The 18422-nt window shown below is 54.8% G+C and carries 18 protein-coding genes and 1 riboswitch; of the genes, 5 read left to right on the forward strand and 13 right to left on the reverse strand.

Going from position 1 to position 18422, the window contains the following annotated elements:
- Positions 1-83: 83 nt before the first annotated feature.
- Positions 84-968 carry a LysR substrate-binding domain-containing protein gene (locus ON072_RS00795; protein WP_144220762.1) on the forward strand — a complete coding sequence of 295 codons (885 nt, stop codon included), beginning with the start codon at positions 84-86 and terminating at the stop codon, positions 966-968.
- On the opposite strand, the gene ON072_RS00800 is transcribed toward ON072_RS00795, so the two are convergent.
- From ON072_RS00800 to ON072_RS00840, 9 genes are all read right to left on the reverse strand, one after another.
- Positions 937-1446 (reverse strand): M23 family metallopeptidase, encoded by a 510-nt coding sequence (locus ON072_RS00800; RefSeq protein ID WP_045283325.1) that lies wholly within the window; start codon positions 1444-1446, stop codon positions 937-939. The genes ON072_RS00795 and ON072_RS00800 overlap by 32 nt on opposite strands.
- On the reverse strand, positions 1443-1691 hold the full coding sequence (locus tag ON072_RS00805; protein ID WP_261752859.1) for a helix-hairpin-helix domain-containing protein: 249 nt from the start codon (positions 1689-1691) through the stop codon (positions 1443-1445). The genes ON072_RS00800 and ON072_RS00805 overlap by 4 nt, the downstream gene beginning before the upstream one ends.
- A gap of 60 nt (positions 1692-1751) precedes the next feature.
- Positions 1752-2234: a GNAT family N-acetyltransferase gene (locus ON072_RS00810; RefSeq protein WP_045283324.1), complete on the reverse strand. Its 483-nt coding sequence runs from the start codon at positions 2232-2234 to the stop codon at positions 1752-1754.
- Positions 2234-2830 (reverse strand): hypothetical protein, encoded by a 597-nt coding sequence (locus ON072_RS00815; RefSeq protein ID WP_261752858.1) that lies wholly within the window; start codon positions 2828-2830, stop codon positions 2234-2236. The genes ON072_RS00810 and ON072_RS00815 overlap by 1 nt, the downstream gene beginning before the upstream one ends.
- Positions 2827-3753, reverse strand: a complete 927-nt coding sequence (locus tag ON072_RS00820; RefSeq protein WP_274625903.1) for an alpha/beta hydrolase — start codon at positions 3751-3753, stop codon at positions 2827-2829. Before ON072_RS00820 ends, ON072_RS00815 begins: the two co-directional genes overlap by 4 nt.
- 79 nt (positions 3754-3832) lie before the next feature.
- Positions 3833-4093: a hypothetical protein gene (locus ON072_RS00825; protein ID WP_045283323.1), complete on the reverse strand. Its 261-nt coding sequence runs from the start codon at positions 4091-4093 to the stop codon at positions 3833-3835.
- Positions 4094-4102: 9 nt separating this feature from the next.
- Positions 4103-4498, reverse strand: coding sequence for a VOC family protein (locus ON072_RS00830; RefSeq protein ID WP_071237347.1), 396 nt, complete (start codon positions 4496-4498; stop codon positions 4103-4105).
- Between the two features lie 27 nt (positions 4499-4525).
- Positions 4526-5332 carry a hypothetical protein gene (locus ON072_RS00835; RefSeq protein ID WP_208172828.1) on the reverse strand — a complete coding sequence of 269 codons (807 nt, stop codon included), beginning with the start codon at positions 5330-5332 and terminating at the stop codon, positions 4526-4528.
- 3 nt (positions 5333-5335) lie between these two features.
- Positions 5336-5995 carry a Bax inhibitor-1 family protein gene (locus tag ON072_RS00840; RefSeq protein ID WP_028780736.1) on the reverse strand — a complete coding sequence of 220 codons (660 nt, stop codon included), beginning with the start codon at positions 5993-5995 and terminating at the stop codon, positions 5336-5338.
- Between the two features lie 271 nt (positions 5996-6266).
- Between ON072_RS00840 and ON072_RS00845 the strand changes: the two genes are divergently transcribed.
- Positions 6267-8096: a LamG-like jellyroll fold domain-containing protein gene (locus ON072_RS00845; RefSeq protein WP_123115354.1), complete on the forward strand. Its 1830-nt coding sequence runs from the start codon at positions 6267-6269 to the stop codon at positions 8094-8096.
- Positions 8097-8149: 53 nt separating this feature from the next.
- On the opposite strand, the gene moeB is transcribed toward ON072_RS00845, so the two are convergent.
- Positions 8150-8902, reverse strand: coding sequence for a molybdopterin-synthase adenylyltransferase MoeB (gene moeB / locus ON072_RS00850; RefSeq protein WP_071237350.1), 753 nt, complete (start codon positions 8900-8902; stop codon positions 8150-8152).
- A gap of 7 nt (positions 8903-8909) precedes the next feature.
- Entirely contained in the window at positions 8910-10154 is a 1245-nt protein-coding gene (moeA, locus tag ON072_RS00855) for a molybdopterin molybdotransferase MoeA (protein ID WP_109247477.1), read from the reverse strand.
- Between the two features lie 274 nt (positions 10155-10428).
- Between moeA and ftnA the strand changes: the two genes are divergently transcribed.
- Complete coding sequence (gene ftnA / locus ON072_RS00860) at positions 10429-10956, forward strand: non-heme ferritin (RefSeq protein ID WP_028780740.1); 528 nt, start codon at positions 10429-10431, stop codon at positions 10954-10956.
- Positions 10957-10998: 42 nt separating this feature from the next.
- Here ftnA and ON072_RS00865 read toward each other — a convergent pair whose 3' ends face one another.
- Both ON072_RS00865 and ribB read right to left on the reverse strand, forming a co-directional pair.
- Positions 10999-14196: an EAL domain-containing protein gene (locus ON072_RS00865; protein WP_261752856.1), complete on the reverse strand. Its 3198-nt coding sequence runs from the start codon at positions 14194-14196 to the stop codon at positions 10999-11001.
- A gap of 258 nt (positions 14197-14454) precedes the next feature.
- Entirely contained in the window at positions 14455-15108 is a 654-nt protein-coding gene (ribB, locus tag ON072_RS00870; protein WP_025009206.1) for a 3,4-dihydroxy-2-butanone-4-phosphate synthase, read from the reverse strand.
- A 114-nt stretch (positions 15109-15222) separates the two neighbouring features.
- Positions 15223-15409: riboswitch (FMN riboswitch) on the reverse strand.
- 210 nt (positions 15410-15619) lie between these two features.
- On the opposite strand from ribB, the gene ON072_RS00875 reads away from it, so the two are divergent.
- Together ON072_RS00875 and ON072_RS00880 are read left to right on the forward strand one after the other, a co-directional pair.
- Positions 15620-17758 (forward strand): S9 family peptidase, encoded by a 2139-nt coding sequence (locus ON072_RS00875; protein WP_391564779.1) that lies wholly within the window; start codon positions 15620-15622, stop codon positions 17756-17758.
- On the forward strand, positions 17755-18030 hold the full coding sequence (locus ON072_RS00880; protein WP_025889227.1) for a GIY-YIG nuclease family protein: 276 nt from the start codon (positions 17755-17757) through the stop codon (positions 18028-18030). Before ON072_RS00875 ends, ON072_RS00880 begins: the two co-directional genes overlap by 4 nt.
- Positions 18031-18422: the final 392 nt, after the last annotated feature.

The raw sequence follows: 18422 nt of genomic DNA on the forward strand, positions 1-18422 counted from the left end.
GCATAACTATCTGGAATACCGCTCGAGTTGACAAAGGGTCATTTCTCACTTATAGATGAGTAAAATTCACTTATTTGATCGCAATGTTTGCCCATTTACCCACACTGAATAACTTGAGAGTGTTCGAAGCCGCCGCCAGGCATCTGAGCTTCAAGCTGGCTGCGGAGGAGTTGAGCCTGACTCCGACCGCGGTTTCCCATCAGATAAGAAATCTCGAGACTCAGCTGGACACCCGCCTTTTTATCCGCCAGACCCGGGCGGTATCACTGACACCGGCCGGAGCAGAGTTGGCAGAATCCTGTCGCCAGGCCTTGCTCGGCATAGCTCAGGGGATTGAACGTTTGGGAGTGACACCAAACCAGCTGAGAGTTTCCACCACCCATGGTTTTGCCGCCCTATGGCTGGCGCAGCGATTGCCGGACTTTCAGCAGCGTTTCCCCGATATTCGGGTGTCGGTCAGCAGCGATGAAGGGCTGCAGCCTAGCGACCCTCTGGGTGAGACAGATCTCTGCATACGCTACGGCAAAGCGGCAGAAGGCGAAGAGGTGCTGTTCAGTGAGACGTTCGGCATTTACGCCAGTCCCGGTTATCTCAAGAGCAAGCAACCTCAGGTGACGCTGTTGCAGACCCGCTGGCAGAACCCGGCTCTCGACGGGCTCGATTGGCAGCAATGGCAACAGACCTATCACGAGTTCAAAGGTGCCAGAATGCTGGAGTTTACCCAGGAGGATCACCTCGTGCAGGCAGCTCTGGCCGGTGAAGGCTTGGCACTTGCCAGTTCTGTGCTGGTGGCCTCTTTGGTGGAGCGGGGTTGGTTGAAACCTTGCTTGCCGGGCAAGGTGTTGCCTGGACTCAGTTATCGGCTGCTGCCGGCTCCCGGCCGTGAGCAGAGCCACAGAGTCAGGGTGTTTCTCGAATGGCTCAGGCAGCAGGCACTCAGCGGGGCGCCAGATAGGTCACAGGATTGAGATAAAACGCCTTCTTGTATCCCTGGGGCGCATCATCCATCAACCAAGGCATGGGCATGAGGCTGACTATGCTGTAGTGCAGATGGGGCGGCTTGCCTTTGGCATTGCCCGAGTCGCCGACCGTGCCCAGTTTGCTGCCCTGAGGTAGATAAAAACCGTTCGGCTCCAGGCTGTCCAGATGGGCAAAATAATGCAACTTCCAGCCTGGACCCAAGGCCAGCACCACCTTGCCGCCGAGACGCCACTCCCCTTGATAGAGGCGCAGCATGGGCGTCGGGGCCTGCACTTGAGTGCCGCGGGCAGCGAAGATGTCTATTCCCTTGTGTACCCCGGAGGTGCCCCAGGGGTAGTACCAGAAACTGTCTTTATGCCAGTCTTTGGCGCTGGCCTGGTGAACCGGCACCTGTGGGTTTTCCGGGATCAGGGCACCGGCAAAGATCAACAGTAGCAGCAGGATAAAGCCATAACGTTTCTTCATGGTCTTAGGTCACGCTGTCGTTGGGCCAACTCTATGATGGCATTGATAGCCGCGCGGGCCTGGGGACTATTGTGCCAGCAGCTCGAGCCCATCAACTGGGCTATGGCGCGGGTGATATCGCTAGCGGATTCATCGGCCAGCTGCGACAGCTGACTGAATCCCAGCTGCTCAAGGCGACCAACGACTGTGGCTCCTACCCCCTTGAGATCGCACATCTGCTGTTTTTCCCGGTCACTGAAGGCCATGGCAACTCTCCTTGTAAATGGTTGTCCCTGGAATAATTCCACTGGATGTTCTTTCTTGGGTTAGATCTCTGCCAGTGGACAAGCCAACAGCAGCAGATCCAGACAGAGAATACCGTTTTCCACTATCGGCTCAGGGTAAGCGGCAAAGAAGTCCGGAACAATACCTTTGATACGAAAACCGCACTTCTGATAGAGGCCAAGCTGCGCCAGGCTGGAGTTGCCCGTGGCTATCCAAAGGCTATCCAGTCCCTTTTCCCGGCTCAGCGTCTGACACTGTTGCAATAGCCATTTACCTATTCCCTGGCCTTGGTGATCCGGATGAACGGCGAGGTTTTTTACCTCAGCCTGAATCTGTGTGGACGCCGGTGTCAGTTGCAGCAGTGCCAGCCCAAGCAGACGGTCTTCAGTATCCAGGGCTCTGAGCAGCAGACAGTCTCTCAGGTAAGCCTGCACGGCTTCGCGGCTTGGGTCGGCCAGCAAGAGTAAGGCCCACTCAGGTTCAGTGAGTGTGATGTCTGCGGTATTTGCCAGCTCCAGCTTCATTATATTTGCTCCGCAGCCAGTTCCGGCTCGCCGTTGTGCCAGTGACTGTATTCCTCCCAGCGCCGTGCCAGTTCGCCATCACCCAGTTTGGGAATGCCGCTGCGCCTAAGCCACTGCCAATATGGTCCCCAGAGGTAGTCTTGCCAAAAGGCCAGAGAGCCCTGGAGGCCACCCAGGGTATCGGGATCCAGTTCGGGAAAGCTCTCCCAAGGCATGGGCGGAGTCGGTGCCAGCTGTTGGACTTGCGCCAGAAGCTCGCTGTGATCAGATTGCAGGCACAGAAGGTAACCACCAAAGTCGGCGGTCAGTTGCAGATAGAGCTTTATCGGTGCCTGAAACTCGGTCTCGAAGTTATCGCCCTGACACTGCAACTGCTGCGCCAGCACTAGATAGTCAGGCAGGCCTTCTCCCAGCTGTTCTATCTCCATGCCATGTTGTTGTAAATAGCGGCGTAGCAGGTCAAGCAGAGCCGGCACCTGATGCCGGCTTATCAGGCAGGAAAGCGCACCGCCCTCGAAAGGACGGCTGATGGATTTTACCTGGGGGTAGCCGTCAGCCAGCGCTTGCCACTGAGTCACATCCGAGCCGCTTGTCATGCAGCTTCTTCACTGTCTCGACGCAGAATGGCCGCCAGTTGGGCCAGACACTCGCGCGCGGCCGAGCTGATATCGGCCAATTGGAAGAAACCATGGATCACGCCCTGAAAGCGGCAGGCTCGGGCATCGACACCGGCGGCTACCAGCTTGCGATACAGGGCTTCTCCCTCATCCCGCAGCGGATCAAATTCGGCGGTAATAATGTGAGTCTGACACAAGCCCTGAAAATCCTCCCGATACAGGGGGCTGATTTCAGGATGGTTGGCGTCGACACCAGAACCTTGCTGATAGGCTTCAAAACCGCTGAGCAAGGCATCGCGGGTGATAATAAAGTCGTCGCCGTTGCTGCGGTAGCTCGCCATGGCAGCGGTGGCATCCAACATGGGGTAGATAAGCAACTGCCGTTTCGGCTGCCAGCCCAGTTGTTTCAGGCGCAGGCAGGTGACCAGCGCCAGATGGCCGCCGGCACTGTCGCCGCCCAGAGTGACGCTATCCGGATCCAGCTGTAGCTGCGCCGCCTGGGCCAGTATAGCCTGGGTGGCCTTGAGCGCATCGTCGTGTGCTGCCGGATAGCAGTGTTCCGGTGCCAGGCGGTAGTCGACGGCAATAACCTGGGATTTGCCATGACAGGCCAGATAGCTGAGCTGCTGCTCGTGAGTCACAAAGCTTCCGGCCACAAAGCAGCCGCCATGGAAGTAGATAAGCGTGGGCCAAGGCCCCGGGGTGTCCGGCAGGTAACGTCGCAGGCGAATGCCTTCCAGCTCCAGCTCCTGGGTGCAAACTTCGGCGGCGGGTCCCGCCAGCACCACACTGGCTTCATAGCCCTGACGTCGTTCATTCAGTGGCTGCAGACGCGCGTTGGGACGACCGGCTGTAATAAACTCATCCACCAGTCGTTGTATTCCTGTTTCCAATCCCGTCATGGCGGGAACCTCCTATGAAAACTTGTTATGAGCTCAGAGGCGATCCTGTTGCTCGGATACGATATTCTGCACCTGACCATTACTCAGAGTGACTGTTAGCCCCTATGCTGCCTTGCAATCGGTAACTCCATACTTCTACTGTCTTGCCGGCGGTGGCTCTGCCGCTGTCGACACCAAGTGTCTGGGTGTATTTATCCATGGGGGAACCTGCTAGTTCCAGCAGTTTTATGCGGCTCATGCCGCAATGCAGCAGTTTTCCGTCCTTGAGGCGAAAACTATCGCAGGCGATCGCTGGCAGAGCCAACAAACACAGGGAGAGGCATAAAAGTAATTTCTTCATTTCAAATACCTACTGGGGTTGATGGCATACGGCTTCGACATTGTTGCCATCGGGATCCAACACAAAGGCACCGAAGTAGTGTGCGTGGTAATGAGGCCTCAGCCCAGGTTGGCCGTTGCACTGACCGCCATGCTCAAGTGCCAGCTGATAAAACCGGTTGACGGCATCGCGGTCGGCGGCAGTGAAGGCAATATGCCGCGGCGTATGGGGCGTCTTGGTTTCAATGATCCAAAACACGGGTTTGTTGTCCGGTCCGAAGGCGCACATACGCTGGCTGGGAAACTCGCTGTTCCACTCGGCCACCAGTTCCATCACCAAGGGGTAACCCAAGGCGCTTAGTGTTTCGAGATAGAAGTCGCGTGTCCTGGGGTAATCTGTGGCATAGCTGCTGAGGTGATCTATCATTGGCATCCTTCCTTTGATTGTCATGGTTCAGTGCACCGGCACGAAGAGTTCGTCTGTGATGGTCAGTTTATCTTGCTGCAAGCGGTAGACAGAGTCGAGCATAAAAGCCGCACTGCCTTGCCAGCAGAACCCGCCACTTCCCGAAATGCGTAATTGCTTATCGCGGCCCAGAGCCAGAGTAGAGAAGCCGCAAAAATCGCCACTGCCAAGCTTGCCGTCGGCAAAAGCCAGTTTGTGGCGTTCAGTGGCGGTTATCAGCTCGACATAGGGCGATATCTGATCGCCGGCGTCAAATTCGGTTTCCGCTTGCCCCGGAAACAGCCGCAAACAGGCCTGGCCCATCTGCCAGCTTGAGGGAATAGCCAGCGCATCCGCAGCACCTGCGATTGGGCAAGTTTGTTGACTGAAACTGCCGAGCTTTTGCTCTCTGTTGCTCTTGCAGTTGGCGGCGTTGTATTGCAGGGCCGCCAACACGGATTCACCCCCGAGGCGATAAAAGTGGCTGCCCCAATTGAGTTCTTCATATTCGGCCAGAGCTATGCACTCGTTGAGTTGACCACTGCGGGACAGACCCAGCAAGAGATCGCTTATCAGCCAGTAGTAGCGGCGAACATCTTCGATGGCCGGCTCGGTTGCACCTTTGATTTGGGGGAACAACTCATAGCCACATTCTTGATGAAAGGCAGCGAGCGCTGCCGTTGCCTGTTGATACTCACCTTTGGCATAACCTTGCTGGAAATCACTCCTGGCCTTGGCCAGAGCCTGAGTGCTGCACTCGGCAGCGCTCAGAGAGGAAAAAGCCATAGGGAGCAGCAACAGCAAGAGTAAACGCATGGGTTAATTCCTTCTTCCCAGAATGCTCAGGATCCGCAGGAATAGGTTGATGATATCCATATAAAGCGCCGCGGCGCTGTCGATGGCGTTGTCGACCGTCTTTTCCTTGGCGTTGGCCTGGCCCCAGTCATAGCCAATGTAGCCACAGAAGATCAATACCACTATCCAGTCGAGAATGCCGTGATGGGTCTTGAAGATAAACAGCTCCACCAGTTCGACAATGATCACCAATAGCAGGGCTATGGTCAGGGCGCCGGCTATGCGGGCAAAGAAGGCGGGAAACAGGGTACCCAATATCATCATCGCCAGAGTCACGATAGTCGTTATCCGCAGCGCCTCCAACACCAGCGTCGGGTCATAGCCGCTGACGACCAGGTTAATTATCAGGCCGAAGGGAACAACAACCAGGTTGTAACCGAGAAAGCTGACCGCAGGCTTGTCCGATGACTGGAACAGATAGATACCCGCCATACAGCAGCCAAAGTAGCCGATAAAGAACAACCAGATTGGAATAGTGGCGATGATTTCGGGGTCGATATTCAGCACCATCAGATAGTTGACCACAAAACCCCAGATCAGGGTCAGGCCGATGACCAGGTTGTATTTGCCGGCACTGATCAGGCCCTTATCGGTGCCGTAGTTGCGTCGCAGGCTGTTGTCCATAGCGGGAAATTTCCTTTTTGCAGATTTCAGGCAAGATTAAAGCGCCACACGATATAGAAAAACCCCAAGCTCAACAAGGCGCTATCGCCCAAAACCCTGTGCGACATCTTCCAACCATCAAGCGCTTGTTGTAACAGAGACTTATGTTGTCCGCCTGTGTGTTTTGATAATGATTTGTAACTTAATGATTTTGAAATAAAAGTGTTTATTTTGCTTCATCTGCCCTTGTTTAAATCCAGACTTTCTTACTAGCCTGAACTGGAGAGATATCATGCGACACTCAATTGGAGCACTGGTTCTGGGTGCCGTGCTTGGCCTGACGGGGTGTAACTCAGATAACGACAGTGGCACTCACGCCGCAGCCGAGAGTTACACTCTGGTGGTCATGCCAGATACCCAAAAGTACTCCCGCTATAATCCCGAGCGCTACAACGCTCAAACTCAGTGGATTGCCGATAACTACAAGCAACAAAATATCGTCTTCACGGCGCATCTGGGGGACGTGGTCGACCTGCCTGACTCTGAGCAGGAATGGCTCAATGCCCGCGCGGCCATGAGCATTTTGGAAGCCAATCCAGCAACCCCATACAGCATATTGGCGGGCAACCATGATGTGCTGGCTTACCGTCAGTCCGGGGTCGATATCAATAGCAACTTCGACAGCGACAGGACTTTGGCGGCAGAGCCTTTCCTCAAGCATTTCCCGGCGTCTTTGCAGCAAAACAACTTTGCCAGTTTCCAGGGGACAGATGCCACCGGCTTCAACAGTTATCACCTCTTCAAGGGCGGTGAGCGCGAGTATCTGTTGCTGGCGCTCGACTGGCGTACCTCGGCGGCCAGCATAGCCTGGGCACAGTCGGTATTGGATGCCCACCCGGAAACACCGACCATACTCACCACCCATCAGCTGTTGAATGTGGCCGATGATGGCAACAACGCCATATTTACCGACAATGGCGCCATGCTGTGGGACAAGTTGATCAAAGACAATGACCAGATCTTCCTCACCTTTAACGGCCATCACCATGGTGAGGCCAAGATGGTGGCCAAGAACCGCTATGGCCGCGATGTGGTCATGGTCTTGGTGGACTATCAATCGGGATTCTGGGGTGGCAACGGTATGCTGCAACTGGTGAGTTTCGATGAAGCCAATAAGCGGTTGCAGTTTCGTTCATTCTCACCTTGGGTAGCGGCCATCCCGGAGGCAGAGAGGCAGCCGCAGGATGTGTTGCAACGCTGGGAGTTTGAACAGCCCCTGGACTTTGAAAAGCGTTTTGCCAAGCTGAATCAGGAAGTGGAAACCGAAGGCCCGGGTAAGCTTGAAGGAACACTTGCCTACTGGATATTCGATGCCGAGCATAAGTTAACCAGTACAGACCCGACCAAGGTGCAGTTTATGGATCTTTCCGGGCGCGGCAATACCTTGAGCCTCAAGGCTAAGGCGGGCAGCAGTGGCACTCAGGAGCAATTGTTTGAACTGCTCGGTGAAGCTCCTGGCTTCGGCCACGCCACTGGGGCGGCTCGTTTCAAGGGCGGCAACACCCAGGGCGGCTATTACCTCTCCAGCCAGGCACCAACGTTGGTTTCTGCCGATGGCCAGGCGGGTGTTCTGCCGCAGTACACCATAGAGATGATAGTGCGTCTGGCACCAGAGTGGCAGGCATTGGAAAATGCCTGGGGCGCCGTCTTTGCCCATAAACCCAGCCAGAGCCAGGTGTGTGAACACCATAAGCTGGATTGTGGCGGCGGCGATCCTTCGCTGGCGTTGACCGCCTCCAGTCTCAAGGAGTTCCAGTGGATCTCCACCTCCAGCAATGGCGTGGGGCCCAGCAACTGGTCATGGGAAGTGGACAGGGATTATTGGTATCACGTGGCCATAGTCAACGACGGCCAATACGCCACCATGTATGTGGACAACTCCAGGGTAATGCGTACCGCCGAAGCCGAGCAGCATGGGCTGGTGAGTATTCCCGGCGGCGAATGGATGGTGGGCGCCTCCAGTTGGGACGGTGAGGTGGCAGATCTGTTCCGCGGTGATATTGCCGAGATCCGGATTGTCGACAGGGTATTGCCTGAGTCTGACTGGCTGAACGCCAAGTAAAAAAATGCTGAAAATCAAAGAGGCTGTCCAGGCAGCCTCTTGTTATTGCAGCCTCAACCGCAGACGGGGCAGTTGGGGGTTTGCGGCAGCTTCATCTCGCGAAACTCCATGGTCATGGCATCGACCATCAGCAAACGACCATAGAGCGGCTTACCGATACCACTTATCACCTTGATGGCTTCCACCGCTTGCAGGCAGCCCATCATACCGACGACCGGCGCCAGAATACCCGACTCGACACAGCTGAGTTGCTGCTCGCCGAACAGACTGCTGAAACAGTGATAACAAGGCATCTGTTGCTGATAGCCGAAGACGGAGATCACCCCTTCCATACGGATAGCGGCGGCAGACACCAAGGGCACCTTATGCCGAAAACAGCTGCGATTGAGCTGTTCGCGCACCGCAACATTGTCGGTGCAGTCCAGCACCAAATGGTGCTCGGCAACCAGTTGATCCACTTCGGGATCATCCAACACCCCATTGATGGTTTCTATCTGAACATGGGGATTGAGCGCACCCAGGCTCTCTTTGGCCGATTCCACTTTGGGCTGGCCTATATTGCCATCCTGGTGCAGTACCTGGCGCTGCAGGTTGGACAGTTCGACACTGTCGAAGTCCACCAGGGTCAACTTGCCGACCCCGGCAACCGTCAGATACTGACCGGCAGCGCAGCCTAGGCCACCGGCACCTATCATCAGCACCTTGGCCTGTTTGAGCTTCTCCTGGCCTTCAATGTCCATCGCCTTGATGGAGATCTGCCGGCTGTAGCGCAGCATCTCGGCATCTGTGAGTATCTCGTCGCTCATATCGGCCTCAGCACAGCACGCTGTTAAAGGGTTCTACCGTGACTCTGGTGCCCGCCGGGGTGTCGCCCTGCATCTGCTCCAGAATAATAAAACAGTTGGCCAGGCTCATGGAGGTCAGCATGCCCGAACCCTGTGAGCCGGTTACCGCCACTTCCAGTTCCCCGTCCTGGTTGCGGCTCAGAATACCGCGCTGGTATTCCACCCGTCCTGGCTGTTTACGTATGGGGGCGGTCAATTTGGCATCCAGTAGTAGCGGGGTTGGTTGTGGCAGCCCCTGCAGTTTATGCAGCAAAGGCCACACCAGCTTGTAGAAGGTCACCATGGATGAAACCGGGTTGCCCGGCAGACCACAGAACACCGCCTTGCCTATATGGCCGAGGGCAAAGGGTTTGCCCGGCTTGATCGCCAGTTTCCAGAAGCTTATTTTGCCTTCCTCATCGAGGATCTGCTTGGTGAAGTCGGCCTCACCGACCGAGACCCCCCCTGAGGTGATCACCATATCGGCGCTGGCCGAGGCGTTGCGAAATGCCTGACGGATAGCCTCAGGATCATCTGCAATAACGCCGAGATCCTGCCACTCAACACCGGCGCGGCTGAGCAGGCCCTGAATCGAGTAGCGGTTGGAGTCGTAGATCTGGCCGGGAGCCAACTCTGAACCCACAGGGCGCAATTCATCACCGGTGGAGAAGAAAGCGATTTTAACCTTGCGGATCACTCTAAGGCTGCTGATACCTATGGTGGCCATCACCCCCATTTCGGCGGCACCTATCAGAGTGCCGGCCCTGAGGACCTTGGTGCCGGCCAGCAGCTCTTCGCCGCGGCCACGCACGTTGTCTCCGGCCTGCTTGCAAGGTTCTATGGTGATCAGCTCGCCATTGGCCTCGGTTTTCTCCTGCATTTGCACTGTGTCGAAACCCGCAGGCACAGGAGCGCCAGTCATGATGCGGACACAGCCGCCTGGCTGATACTGGCCTTCAAAGGGATGGCCTGCAAAGGAACTGCCCAGTAATTTCAGGCTGGCCTTCTCGGGTAAGTCGGCATAACGATAGGCGTAGCCGTCCATCGCCGAGTTATCGAACGGCGGCAGGTCTATGCTGCTGGCCAAGTCTTCTGCCAGTACCCGTCCCAGAGAATCCGACAGTTGCACGGTTTCGGTATCTTCCAACGGGGTGACCTGCTCGAGTAGCAGGGGCAGAGCGAGATCCGGGTGCATCAGCCCTGGATGGGCACAGACGTCTTGCGGCTTGGACATAGAGCAACCTTATTTGAGCTATTACTGAACCTGGTTGGCTATTATGCCACGCTGAAAGTGGATGACTATGATCTGCATGCCAGTTTTCGTGCCCTGGGCGCAGGCTTTTCCTTTTACAGTCAGCGGATTGCGGCAAATAACAAATGATAATTCAAGTTAAATGAAAAGTGTTTTCATTATAAATCATTGCGTTAGGTAAAGATTCTTGCATTTGTTGTGCCCCTTGATAACAATAGCGCCCATGAAACAGATACCAGAAACGAGAGGCAAGGATATGTTGGCACAAGCCATGATTGATAAGTTGAACGAGCAGATCAATATGGAGTTTTTCTCCTCTAACCTGTATCTGCAGATGAGCGCCTGGTGTGAAGACAAAGGCTTTGAAGGTGCGGCCAAGTTCCTGCGGGATCACGCCGATGAAGAGATGCAGCATATGCGTCGTCTGTTCACCTATGTCAGTGAAACCGGCGGCATGCCTCTGCTGGGCGCCATTGAAGCTCCCAAGGCCAATTTTGAATCCCTGTTGTCCCTGTTCGAGTACACTTACGAGCACGAGCAGCTGATCACCAGCAAGATCAATGCCTTGGCTCATACAGCCTTCACGACTCAAGACTATTCCACTTTCAACTTCCTGCAGTGGTATGTGGCCGAGCAGCACGAAGAAGAGAAGCTGTTCAAGTCGATTGTCGACAAGATCCGCCTGGTGGGCGAGGATGGCAAGGCGCTGTTCCTGGTGGACAAGGATCTGATGCAACTGGCGAGCGAAGGTGGCGAGACTGTGATGAATGCACAGATGGCCTAAGGCCACCTGGTTTTAAAAGAGAGCAGCCTTAAGGCTGCTTTTTTATGCCAGAAGCTGACGGATAAAGGACCCTCCCTGGATGAGGATCGGGGTCAGGCTCTTGGCAGACAGAGGTCTTGAAAGCAGGTAGCCCTGACCAAAATCACAGCCCATGGACTTGAGCAAGATCCATTGCGCGCGGGTCTCTATGCCCTCGGCCACCAGTTGCAAGTCCAGGCTCTTGCCCATCATGACTATCGCTCGCACCAGGCTGGCATCTGCCTCATTCACCAAGGCGTTATCGACAAAGCTCTTGTCGATTTTAATCACAGAGATAGGGAACTTGCGCAGATAGCTCAAGGAGGAGAAGCCGGTTCCGAAGTCATCCATGTGGATTGCCACGCCGAGTTGGCGAATGCTGTTGAGCACCTCCAGACAATGGGGGCTGTCGTCCAGCAGCATGGACTCGGTGATCTCTATATGCAGTCTCTCGGGCGCTATGCCGTGACGCTTGATGGCTTCGGCCAGCAAGGTGTCGAAGCTTACCCCACTGACGTTGATGCACTGGCGGCTGGAGACGTTGATCGCCATATCCAGTTTTATTCCTTCGGCATGCCATTGGCTGAGGTCTTTCAGTGCTTGTTCCAGAACCCATTCGCCTATCGGCTCTATCAGGCCATTATTCTCCGCAATGGGAATGAATTTCTCCGGTGAAACCCAGCCGTATTCGGGGTCATTCCAGCGCAGCAGCGCCTCGACTGAGGTGATTTGGCCGGTTTCCATAGAGACTATGGGTTGATAATGCAGACAAAATTCCTGATGTAGCACGGCGCTTCTGAGACGTTGCTCCAGTTGCAAACGCTCCAGCATGCTGGCGTTCATGCTGGGGGTGAAATACTGGTAGTTGTCACGGCCATTGTCCTTGGCGCTGTACATGGCGGTTTCCGTGTTGCGGGTCAGGGCATCTATGTCATCGCCGTCTTCGGGATAGACACCTATACCAAAGCTGACCGAGATCAGGGTGTTCTGGCCATCGATATCGAAGCTGCTGCCGAATAGGGCTTTAACCCTGTCGGCCACGGCTGTCAGGGCGGCATCGTTCTTGTAGTGCGGCAGGATCACGGCAAATTCATCACCCCCTATGCGGGCAACAAACTTTTGTTCATCCGGTAGTGACTCCAGCCTTCTCGCCACCTGTTGCAACAAGAGATCGCCGCGTTTGTGGCCCAGCACATCATTGATATATTTGAACCTGTCGAGATCGATCAGCAGAATCGCCAGTTTGTGACCATGAATATGGGCCTGCAACAGCTCGTGGTGCAGCCTCTCGCTGAACATCTTGCGATTGGGCAACTTGGTCAAAATATCGAAATGGGCCTGATACCAGATGTCCTGCTCGTATTTTTTACGGTGGCTGATATCGACAAACAAACCTATGTGTTTGAGTATGTTGTTGTTATCGTCACGCACCAGGGTGATAGCCAAAAACTCAGGATAGATCTCGCCGTCTTTACGCCTGTTCCAGATCTCGCCTTCCCATTTGTTATTGGTCAGCAGGCTGTCCCACATCTGGCTGAAGAAGGTCTTGTCGTGGCGATAGGAGTTGAGTATTGAAGGATTCTTGCCCTTGACCTCTTCCAGGCTGTAACCGGTAATGCGGCTAAATGCCGGGTTGACCAGCTCAATACGGTTATCGGCATCTGTGATGACAATCCCCTCGCCGGAATAGTCGAATACCGCGGCGGCCTGTTTCAGCTGTTGATAGGATTTTTGCCTTTCACTGAGCATTTGTCCCAGAGCCTTGGCCATGTCGGCCAATTCATCCTTGCCCTCGACCTTGATATCCAGATCCAGATTGGGATCTTTGGTCATCAAGCGCATGTTGTTGGCGATGGCATAGATACGTCTGAGCAGATTGTGACTCAGGGCCCGGCCAAGAAACAACAGCAGGCCGATAGTGATGGCGGCCGACAGCAGATAGAGGGCGATAAGGCGCAGTGACTGACCGCGTTGGGCGTTGGAAAGATTGAGAATATCATCGGAAACACTGTCGGCTATGGCATCCATCTGGCGGATTCTTTCGCTGGCCAACTGCCACCAGACTTCGGGAGTTACCGGGGGCTTGGGTTGGCTCAGGGCCTTCAGGGCATCAAGCATCTCATCGTCGGAAATCTGCACCAAGGGGTCTATCTCTTCCACCTTGGCGCCCCGGCTTTGCATGGCCGCTATCAACTGCATCTTGTGGCGATATTCGTTGAGCTTGTCCCTTATCTGGGCAATGGCCTGTTGCTGATTGGCACTCAGAGCCTTGCTCGATTTCAATTTTTCGAGGATCTGCTCCAGTGATTCCAGCTTGGCGTTAAAGCCTTGTTGGTATTGGCCATCGCCACGCAGCAGGAAATTTTTGAACTCATGCAGCAGGCCACCATACCCCAGCAAAGAGGCAAACTTGTGCGCCTGACGCGTGATGGCATCTTGCTGACGCAGCTGCTCCCTGACATTGTTCAATGCCTGACTCTTGCTGTCCTGCAGCATAGCCTCCAGGCGTTGTTTGTGTTCCACAATGGCGCTGGCGCGGAATAGATCTATGCTCTGATCCTGCTCTGTTATCAATGCCAACAGCCGCTCATAACTGTCGGTGTCGAACTGACGCTTCAGCAGCATGCCGTTGATCAGGCCGCGCTCACGCACCGCCAACTCCTGAATCCGCAACAGTGCGGCCAGGTCGGCATAGGCTCTGGCCTGCTGCACATTGCTCGACAGGGATTGCAGATTGGCAATGCCCAGCAAGAGTTCGTAGTTGAAATCGGAATAGAAATTCAGCGAGGCGCTCTCATCACGGCTCAAGAGTTCGCGCCGGTTGTTTTCCAGCGCCTGCTTGCCGAGTCGCAGAGCCTCCAGTTTGGTTTGCAATAGATGTTGGGCCGCAGGAGAGAGTTGTCTGGAAAGCTGTAACAGATGGGGAGAGCTTTGCAGGGCTGTTATCTGTGCCGATACCCGCTGCTGCTGCACCTGCAGACTGTCGGCAAAGCATTCACCATTACAGGCGATATAGGCGGCGCTGAGGCCTCTTTCCTGCTGTAGCTCATAGATGAGATCGGCCAGGCGCCGACCCACCTCGACAGCATGATAACTTTGGCTGGCCAAACGGTAGTTGTGCAGCAGTTCAAACAGGCGCACGCAACCCAGTAGACTAAGAACCAAAACAGGCACTAAGGCAAACAAGAGTAATTTGCGCTTTAGGCTCAGTTGGCTTAACACCTATGGCTCTCCTTGAAATTCTACTGACAAAGACCTGCCTGCAATCTACTCGAATACAGGCCATAAGGCTTGATAAGTAACATATTGCCTATCAGGGGGCGACCCGTTGTTCAAGGATTTCTAATCTAGGTCACGAAAATAAACCTTAAAAAGTGGAGGGTTAATGTGAGCCTTGTCGCAACAAAGTTTACCTGTTTGTTTAAAACAAAAGCGGCTATAAAGCCGCTTTTGATCAAATAGTTAAAGAACGCTTGTTTATTAGCCGGCGTTGGCCAGCAGAGATTCGCGATAGCTGACAATATCCTCGATGGAAAGAACTGGCAGGTCGTGTTTGTCACCAAAGGCAATGATTTGTGGCAGTCTGGCCATGGTGCCATCCGGATTGGTTACTTCGCACAGCACTCCGGCGGGTTTTAGGCCAGCCAGTTGCATCAAGTCCACAGTGCCCTCGGTGTGACCGCGGCGGGTCATCACACCACCGGGCTGAGCCCGCAGTGGATAGACGTGTCCTGGGCGGGCCAGGTCTTCCGGTTTGGCGTTGTCGGCAATGGCGGTCTTGATAGTCGTCACCCGGTCGGCAGCGGAAACGCCTGTAGTGACTCCGACTTTGGCCTCAATGCTCACGGTAAAGGCGGTGCCGAACTGGCTGGAGTTGTTTTCCACCATGGGCGGCAACTGCAGCGCCTTGATTTTCTCGTCGGTAAGGCAGAGACAGACAATGCCGCTGCATTCGCGGATCAGCATCGCCATCTGGGCGTTGGTCAGGCTCTCGGCTGCGAAGATAAGATCGCCTTCGTTTTCTCTGTCTTCATCGTCGACCACCAAAACACCGCGGCCTTGACGCAATGCTTCCAGGGCGGTTTCGACTCTTTCAATCGGGGTGCCAAAAGGCGCTAATAATGACTGATTCATGGTAAAAATCCTTAAATTACGGCTTGGGTTTTCCAGAATCAGGGCAAAGAAAGGAATAGCGGACCTCTCTGCCGCTGGCAGAGATGTATCACTAAGCGGATCGCCTCGCGGCAATCTGATTCTCTTTCATCCGGACTGAGCCATCTAAATGGCAACACCGTCGGCTCTGGAATAGTCACGCTAGGTCGTGATGACACCAGATCTGCTGACCCCGCCAGAATCTGGCGGGCGCTCGCGGGCTTTCATGTCGCTGACACGATTTACCGCCGGTGGGGAATTTCACCCCGCCCTGAGAATTGACCTGTCACTTGTATGTGGCAGGCGGCAACAGCATGCGCCTGTTACATACAAATGACAAGCGACAGGGTCACATTTTATGCGGGTGAAGGGGGAGCCTTTGAGAGTAGGGCTTAGATGGCAGGGCTTGCCGTTGGCGCCGGTCGGCGTCACTATATGCAGGCGGCCTGTAGTCGAGGGAGTAGGCCGCTGATATTAACGCTAAGGAAGAGTGATGAGTCGAGCAGGATCCCTGATGTTGGTTTTAGGCACAGCCTTGTGGCTGTGCGGATGCAGTGGAATGAATTCAGAAAATAAGCTGGTGGCACCGGTTGCCGAAAAACGTCCTCACGCCATGAGTCTTCACGGTGTGACCAGGACAGACGACTATTATTGGCTACGTGACGATGAGCGTAAGGCCCCGGACGTTATCGACTATCTGGAGCGGGAAAACGCCTATACCGCCGCGCGTCTTAAGCCTTGGGAACCGCTGAAACAGAAACTGTTTAAAGAGCTGACCTCCAGGCTGGAGCAGGATGAAAGCAGCGTGCCATATCGCTGGCATAACTATTGGTATTATCGCCGTTTCGAGGCCGGGCTGGAGTATCCGGTGATCGCCAGAAGCCGTGAGCTCAATGGTGAAGAGCAGTTGCTGCTAGATGTTAACCGGCGCGCCGAGGGGCAGGAGTTTTATGCTCTGGGCGGAGTGTCTGTCAGCCCGGATGAGCAGATACTGGCCTTTGCCGAGGATACTCTAAGTCGCCGTATTTACAGCGTCTATTTTAAAGATCTTGCCACCGGTGAACTGCTTGCCGACAAGCTGACGGGCGTCGATGGCCGGGTGGTCTGGAGCAATGACAACCGTTATGTGTTCTATATCGCCAAAGACCCACAGACCCTGTTGGGATACCAGGTTTTTCGGCATAAGCTGGGAAGTCCCCAGGGCGAGGATGTGCTGGTTTATGAAGAGCAGGACGATACCTTCTATATCTCCCTCGGCAAGAGTCTGGATGAATCCCTGATTGTATTGCACCACGAGAGCACCACGACCAGTGAAGTTTCCCTGCTTGATGCCAACGCCCCGCTCGGCGAATTCCGGGCGTTTCTGCCGCGGGAAGAGGGCCACGAATACAGCATCACCAAGCGTGGAGATGAATTCTTCATCCTCAGCAACTGGCAGGCGACCAATTTCAGGCTGATGAAAACCACGGCTGCCGATGCCGGCGACAAGCGCAAGTGGCAACAGGTGCTGGCCCATGATCCCGAGGTGCGCCTCGAAGACCTGTTATTGCTGGACGATTATCTGATAGTACAGAGCCGCAGCCAGGGGCTGAGCCATATCAAGGTCTATCCCCATACCGATCTCAGCCGGGGCTATGAATTGGCCTTTGATGACCCGGCCTATGTGGTTGGTCTGGATATCAATCCCAGCCAGCACAGTCGCGAACTGAGGTTATATTACTCGAGCCCGACTACCCCCGAGAGTATTTACAGCTATCAACTGGATAAGCCGGGCGAGCGCAAACTCCTCAAGCAGGAAAAAGTATTGGGGGACTTCGAGCCCGGCAACTATCAGGCCGAGCGCTTGCTGATCCCGGCCCGTGATGGTGCCCAGGTGCCCGTGACTCTGGTGTATCGCAAGGACAAGTTCCGTAAAGACGGCAGCAACCCGCTGTATCAGTACGGTTATGGTGCCTACGGCCATATCATAGAGCCGGACTTCGACGCCTCTATTCTCAGCCTGCTGGATCGTGGCGTGGTCTATGCTATTGCCCATGTCCGGGGCGGAGAGATGCTCGGCAGGCCTTGGTATGATGATGGCAGGCTGTTTAATAAACGAAACAGTTTCAATGACTTTGAAGACACTACCCGGGCACTTTTGGATCTGGGTTATGCCGCACCCGGCAAAGTGGTTGCCGCCGGTGGTAGTGCCGGTGGTTTATTGATGGGCGCCGTGGTCAATCAGGCTCCGGGTCTTTACCTGGCGGTGGCCGCCCATGTGCCCTTTGTGGATATAGTAACCACAATGCTCGATGAGTCGATTCCGCTGACGACCAATGAATATGATGAGTGGGGCAACCCCAATGACAAGCCCTACTTTGACTATATGCTGAGTTACTCGCCCTATGACAACATTCGCCATCAGGCCTACCCGCATCTGTTGGTGACTACAGGGCTGCACGACTCTCAGGTGCAGTATTTTGAGCCAGCCAAGTGGGTGGCCAAACTCAGGGACTACAAGACGGACGACAATCTGCTGTTATTACAGACGGATATGGAAGCCGGCCATGGCGGCAAGAGCGGACGTTTCCGGCAATTTGAAGATACTGCGCTGGAATATGCTTTCTTCCTCGGCCTGTTGGGACTGGAATGAGTGGTGATAACTGGCAGCTGTATATCCTGCGCTGCGCCGGGGGCGAACTGTACACAGGGATCACCAAGGATGTGACCCGGCGCCTGCAGGAGCATCAGAGTGGCGGCCCCAAAGCCGCCAAATATCTGCGTGGTCGCGGGCCTTTGCAACTCGTTTATCGTGAAGAGATTGGCAGCCACGGTGATGCCTTGCGGCGGGAAATGGCGGTAAAAAAGCTGAGCAAGCGCGCCAAACTGAGTTTGATTGCGAAGTCAGCGGCTATGCCGGGGTGAGTGACCTTAAAAAAGAAAAAGGAGCAGGAGCGCCAATGGCCAGGCCATTACAGCGGGCGCTTCCTGCGGTCGGGAAGAGGGTCCCCAAGGAGGGGGTGATGGCTCATCAGCGATGGCCCATCAGGAAGATAGTGACGAAGAGCCGCGGCCGACGAGTTCCACAACGCCAGTCGACGACTGTTTCGCTACTCAGCTAGCTAAAGCAGAAAACATGCCAAAACATAATGCATTGTTTATGTTTGCTATTTTTGCAACTACCTTCCAGCAAGTGTCCGCAGTAGTGTCCTCTTTCCTTAAAAAGTGACCGATTTGGCTATTCGGGTGTCCGCCGGACACTCGGTACAATCAGGGACTGAGCCTCAGTTTGTCAGCGCCCGGAGATCGCCGGCGAA

This window comes from Shewanella sp. K8 (assembly GCF_028823715.1).
Classification (GTDB): domain Bacteria; phylum Pseudomonadota; class Gammaproteobacteria; order Enterobacterales; family Shewanellaceae; genus Shewanella; species Shewanella algae.

Coding starts and splice junctions, on each gene's coding strand:
- ON072_RS00880 (WP_025889227.1), top strand. CDS start 17,755: ATGAGTGGTGATAACTGGCAGCTGTATATCCTGCGCTGCGCCGGGGGC.
- ftnA (WP_028780740.1), top strand. CDS start 10,429: ATGTTGGCACAAGCCATGATTGATAAGTTGAACGAGCAGATCAATATG.
- ON072_RS00830 (WP_071237347.1), bottom strand. CDS start 4,498: ATGATAGATCACCTCAGCAGCTATGCCACAGATTACCCCAGGACACGC.
- ON072_RS00805 (WP_261752859.1), bottom strand. CDS start 1,691: ATGGCCTTCAGTGACCGGGAAAAACAGCAGATGTGCGATCTCAAGGGG.
- ON072_RS00875 (WP_391564779.1), top strand. CDS start 15,620: ATGAGTCGAGCAGGATCCCTGATGTTGGTTTTAGGCACAGCCTTGTGG.
- ON072_RS00840 (WP_028780736.1), bottom strand. CDS start 5,995: ATGGACAACAGCCTGCGACGCAACTACGGCACCGATAAGGGCCTGATC.
- ON072_RS00835 (WP_208172828.1), bottom strand. CDS start 5,332: ATGCGTTTACTCTTGCTGTTGCTGCTCCCTATGGCTTTTTCCTCTCTG.
- ON072_RS00820 (WP_274625903.1), bottom strand. CDS start 3,753: ATGACGGGATTGGAAACAGGAATACAACGACTGGTGGATGAGTTTATT.
- ribB (WP_025009206.1), bottom strand. CDS start 15,108: ATGAATCAGTCATTATTAGCGCCTTTTGGCACCCCGATTGAAAGAGTC.
- ON072_RS00845 (WP_123115354.1), top strand. CDS start 6,267: ATGCGACACTCAATTGGAGCACTGGTTCTGGGTGCCGTGCTTGGCCTG.
- ON072_RS00825 (WP_045283323.1), bottom strand. CDS start 4,093: ATGAAGAAATTACTTTTATGCCTCTCCCTGTGTTTGTTGGCTCTGCCA.
- ON072_RS00815 (WP_261752858.1), bottom strand. CDS start 2,830: ATGACAAGCGGCTCGGATGTGACTCAGTGGCAAGCGCTGGCTGACGGC.
- ON072_RS00795 (WP_144220762.1), top strand. CDS start 84: ATGTTTGCCCATTTACCCACACTGAATAACTTGAGAGTGTTCGAAGCC.
- moeB (WP_071237350.1), bottom strand. CDS start 8,902: ATGAGCGACGAGATACTCACAGATGCCGAGATGCTGCGCTACAGCCGG.
- ON072_RS00810 (WP_045283324.1), bottom strand. CDS start 2,234: ATGAAGCTGGAGCTGGCAAATACCGCAGACATCACACTCACTGAACCT.
- moeA (WP_109247477.1), bottom strand. CDS start 10,154: ATGTCCAAGCCGCAAGACGTCTGTGCCCATCCAGGGCTGATGCACCCG.
- ON072_RS00800 (WP_045283325.1), bottom strand. CDS start 1,446: ATGAAGAAACGTTATGGCTTTATCCTGCTGCTACTGTTGATCTTTGCC.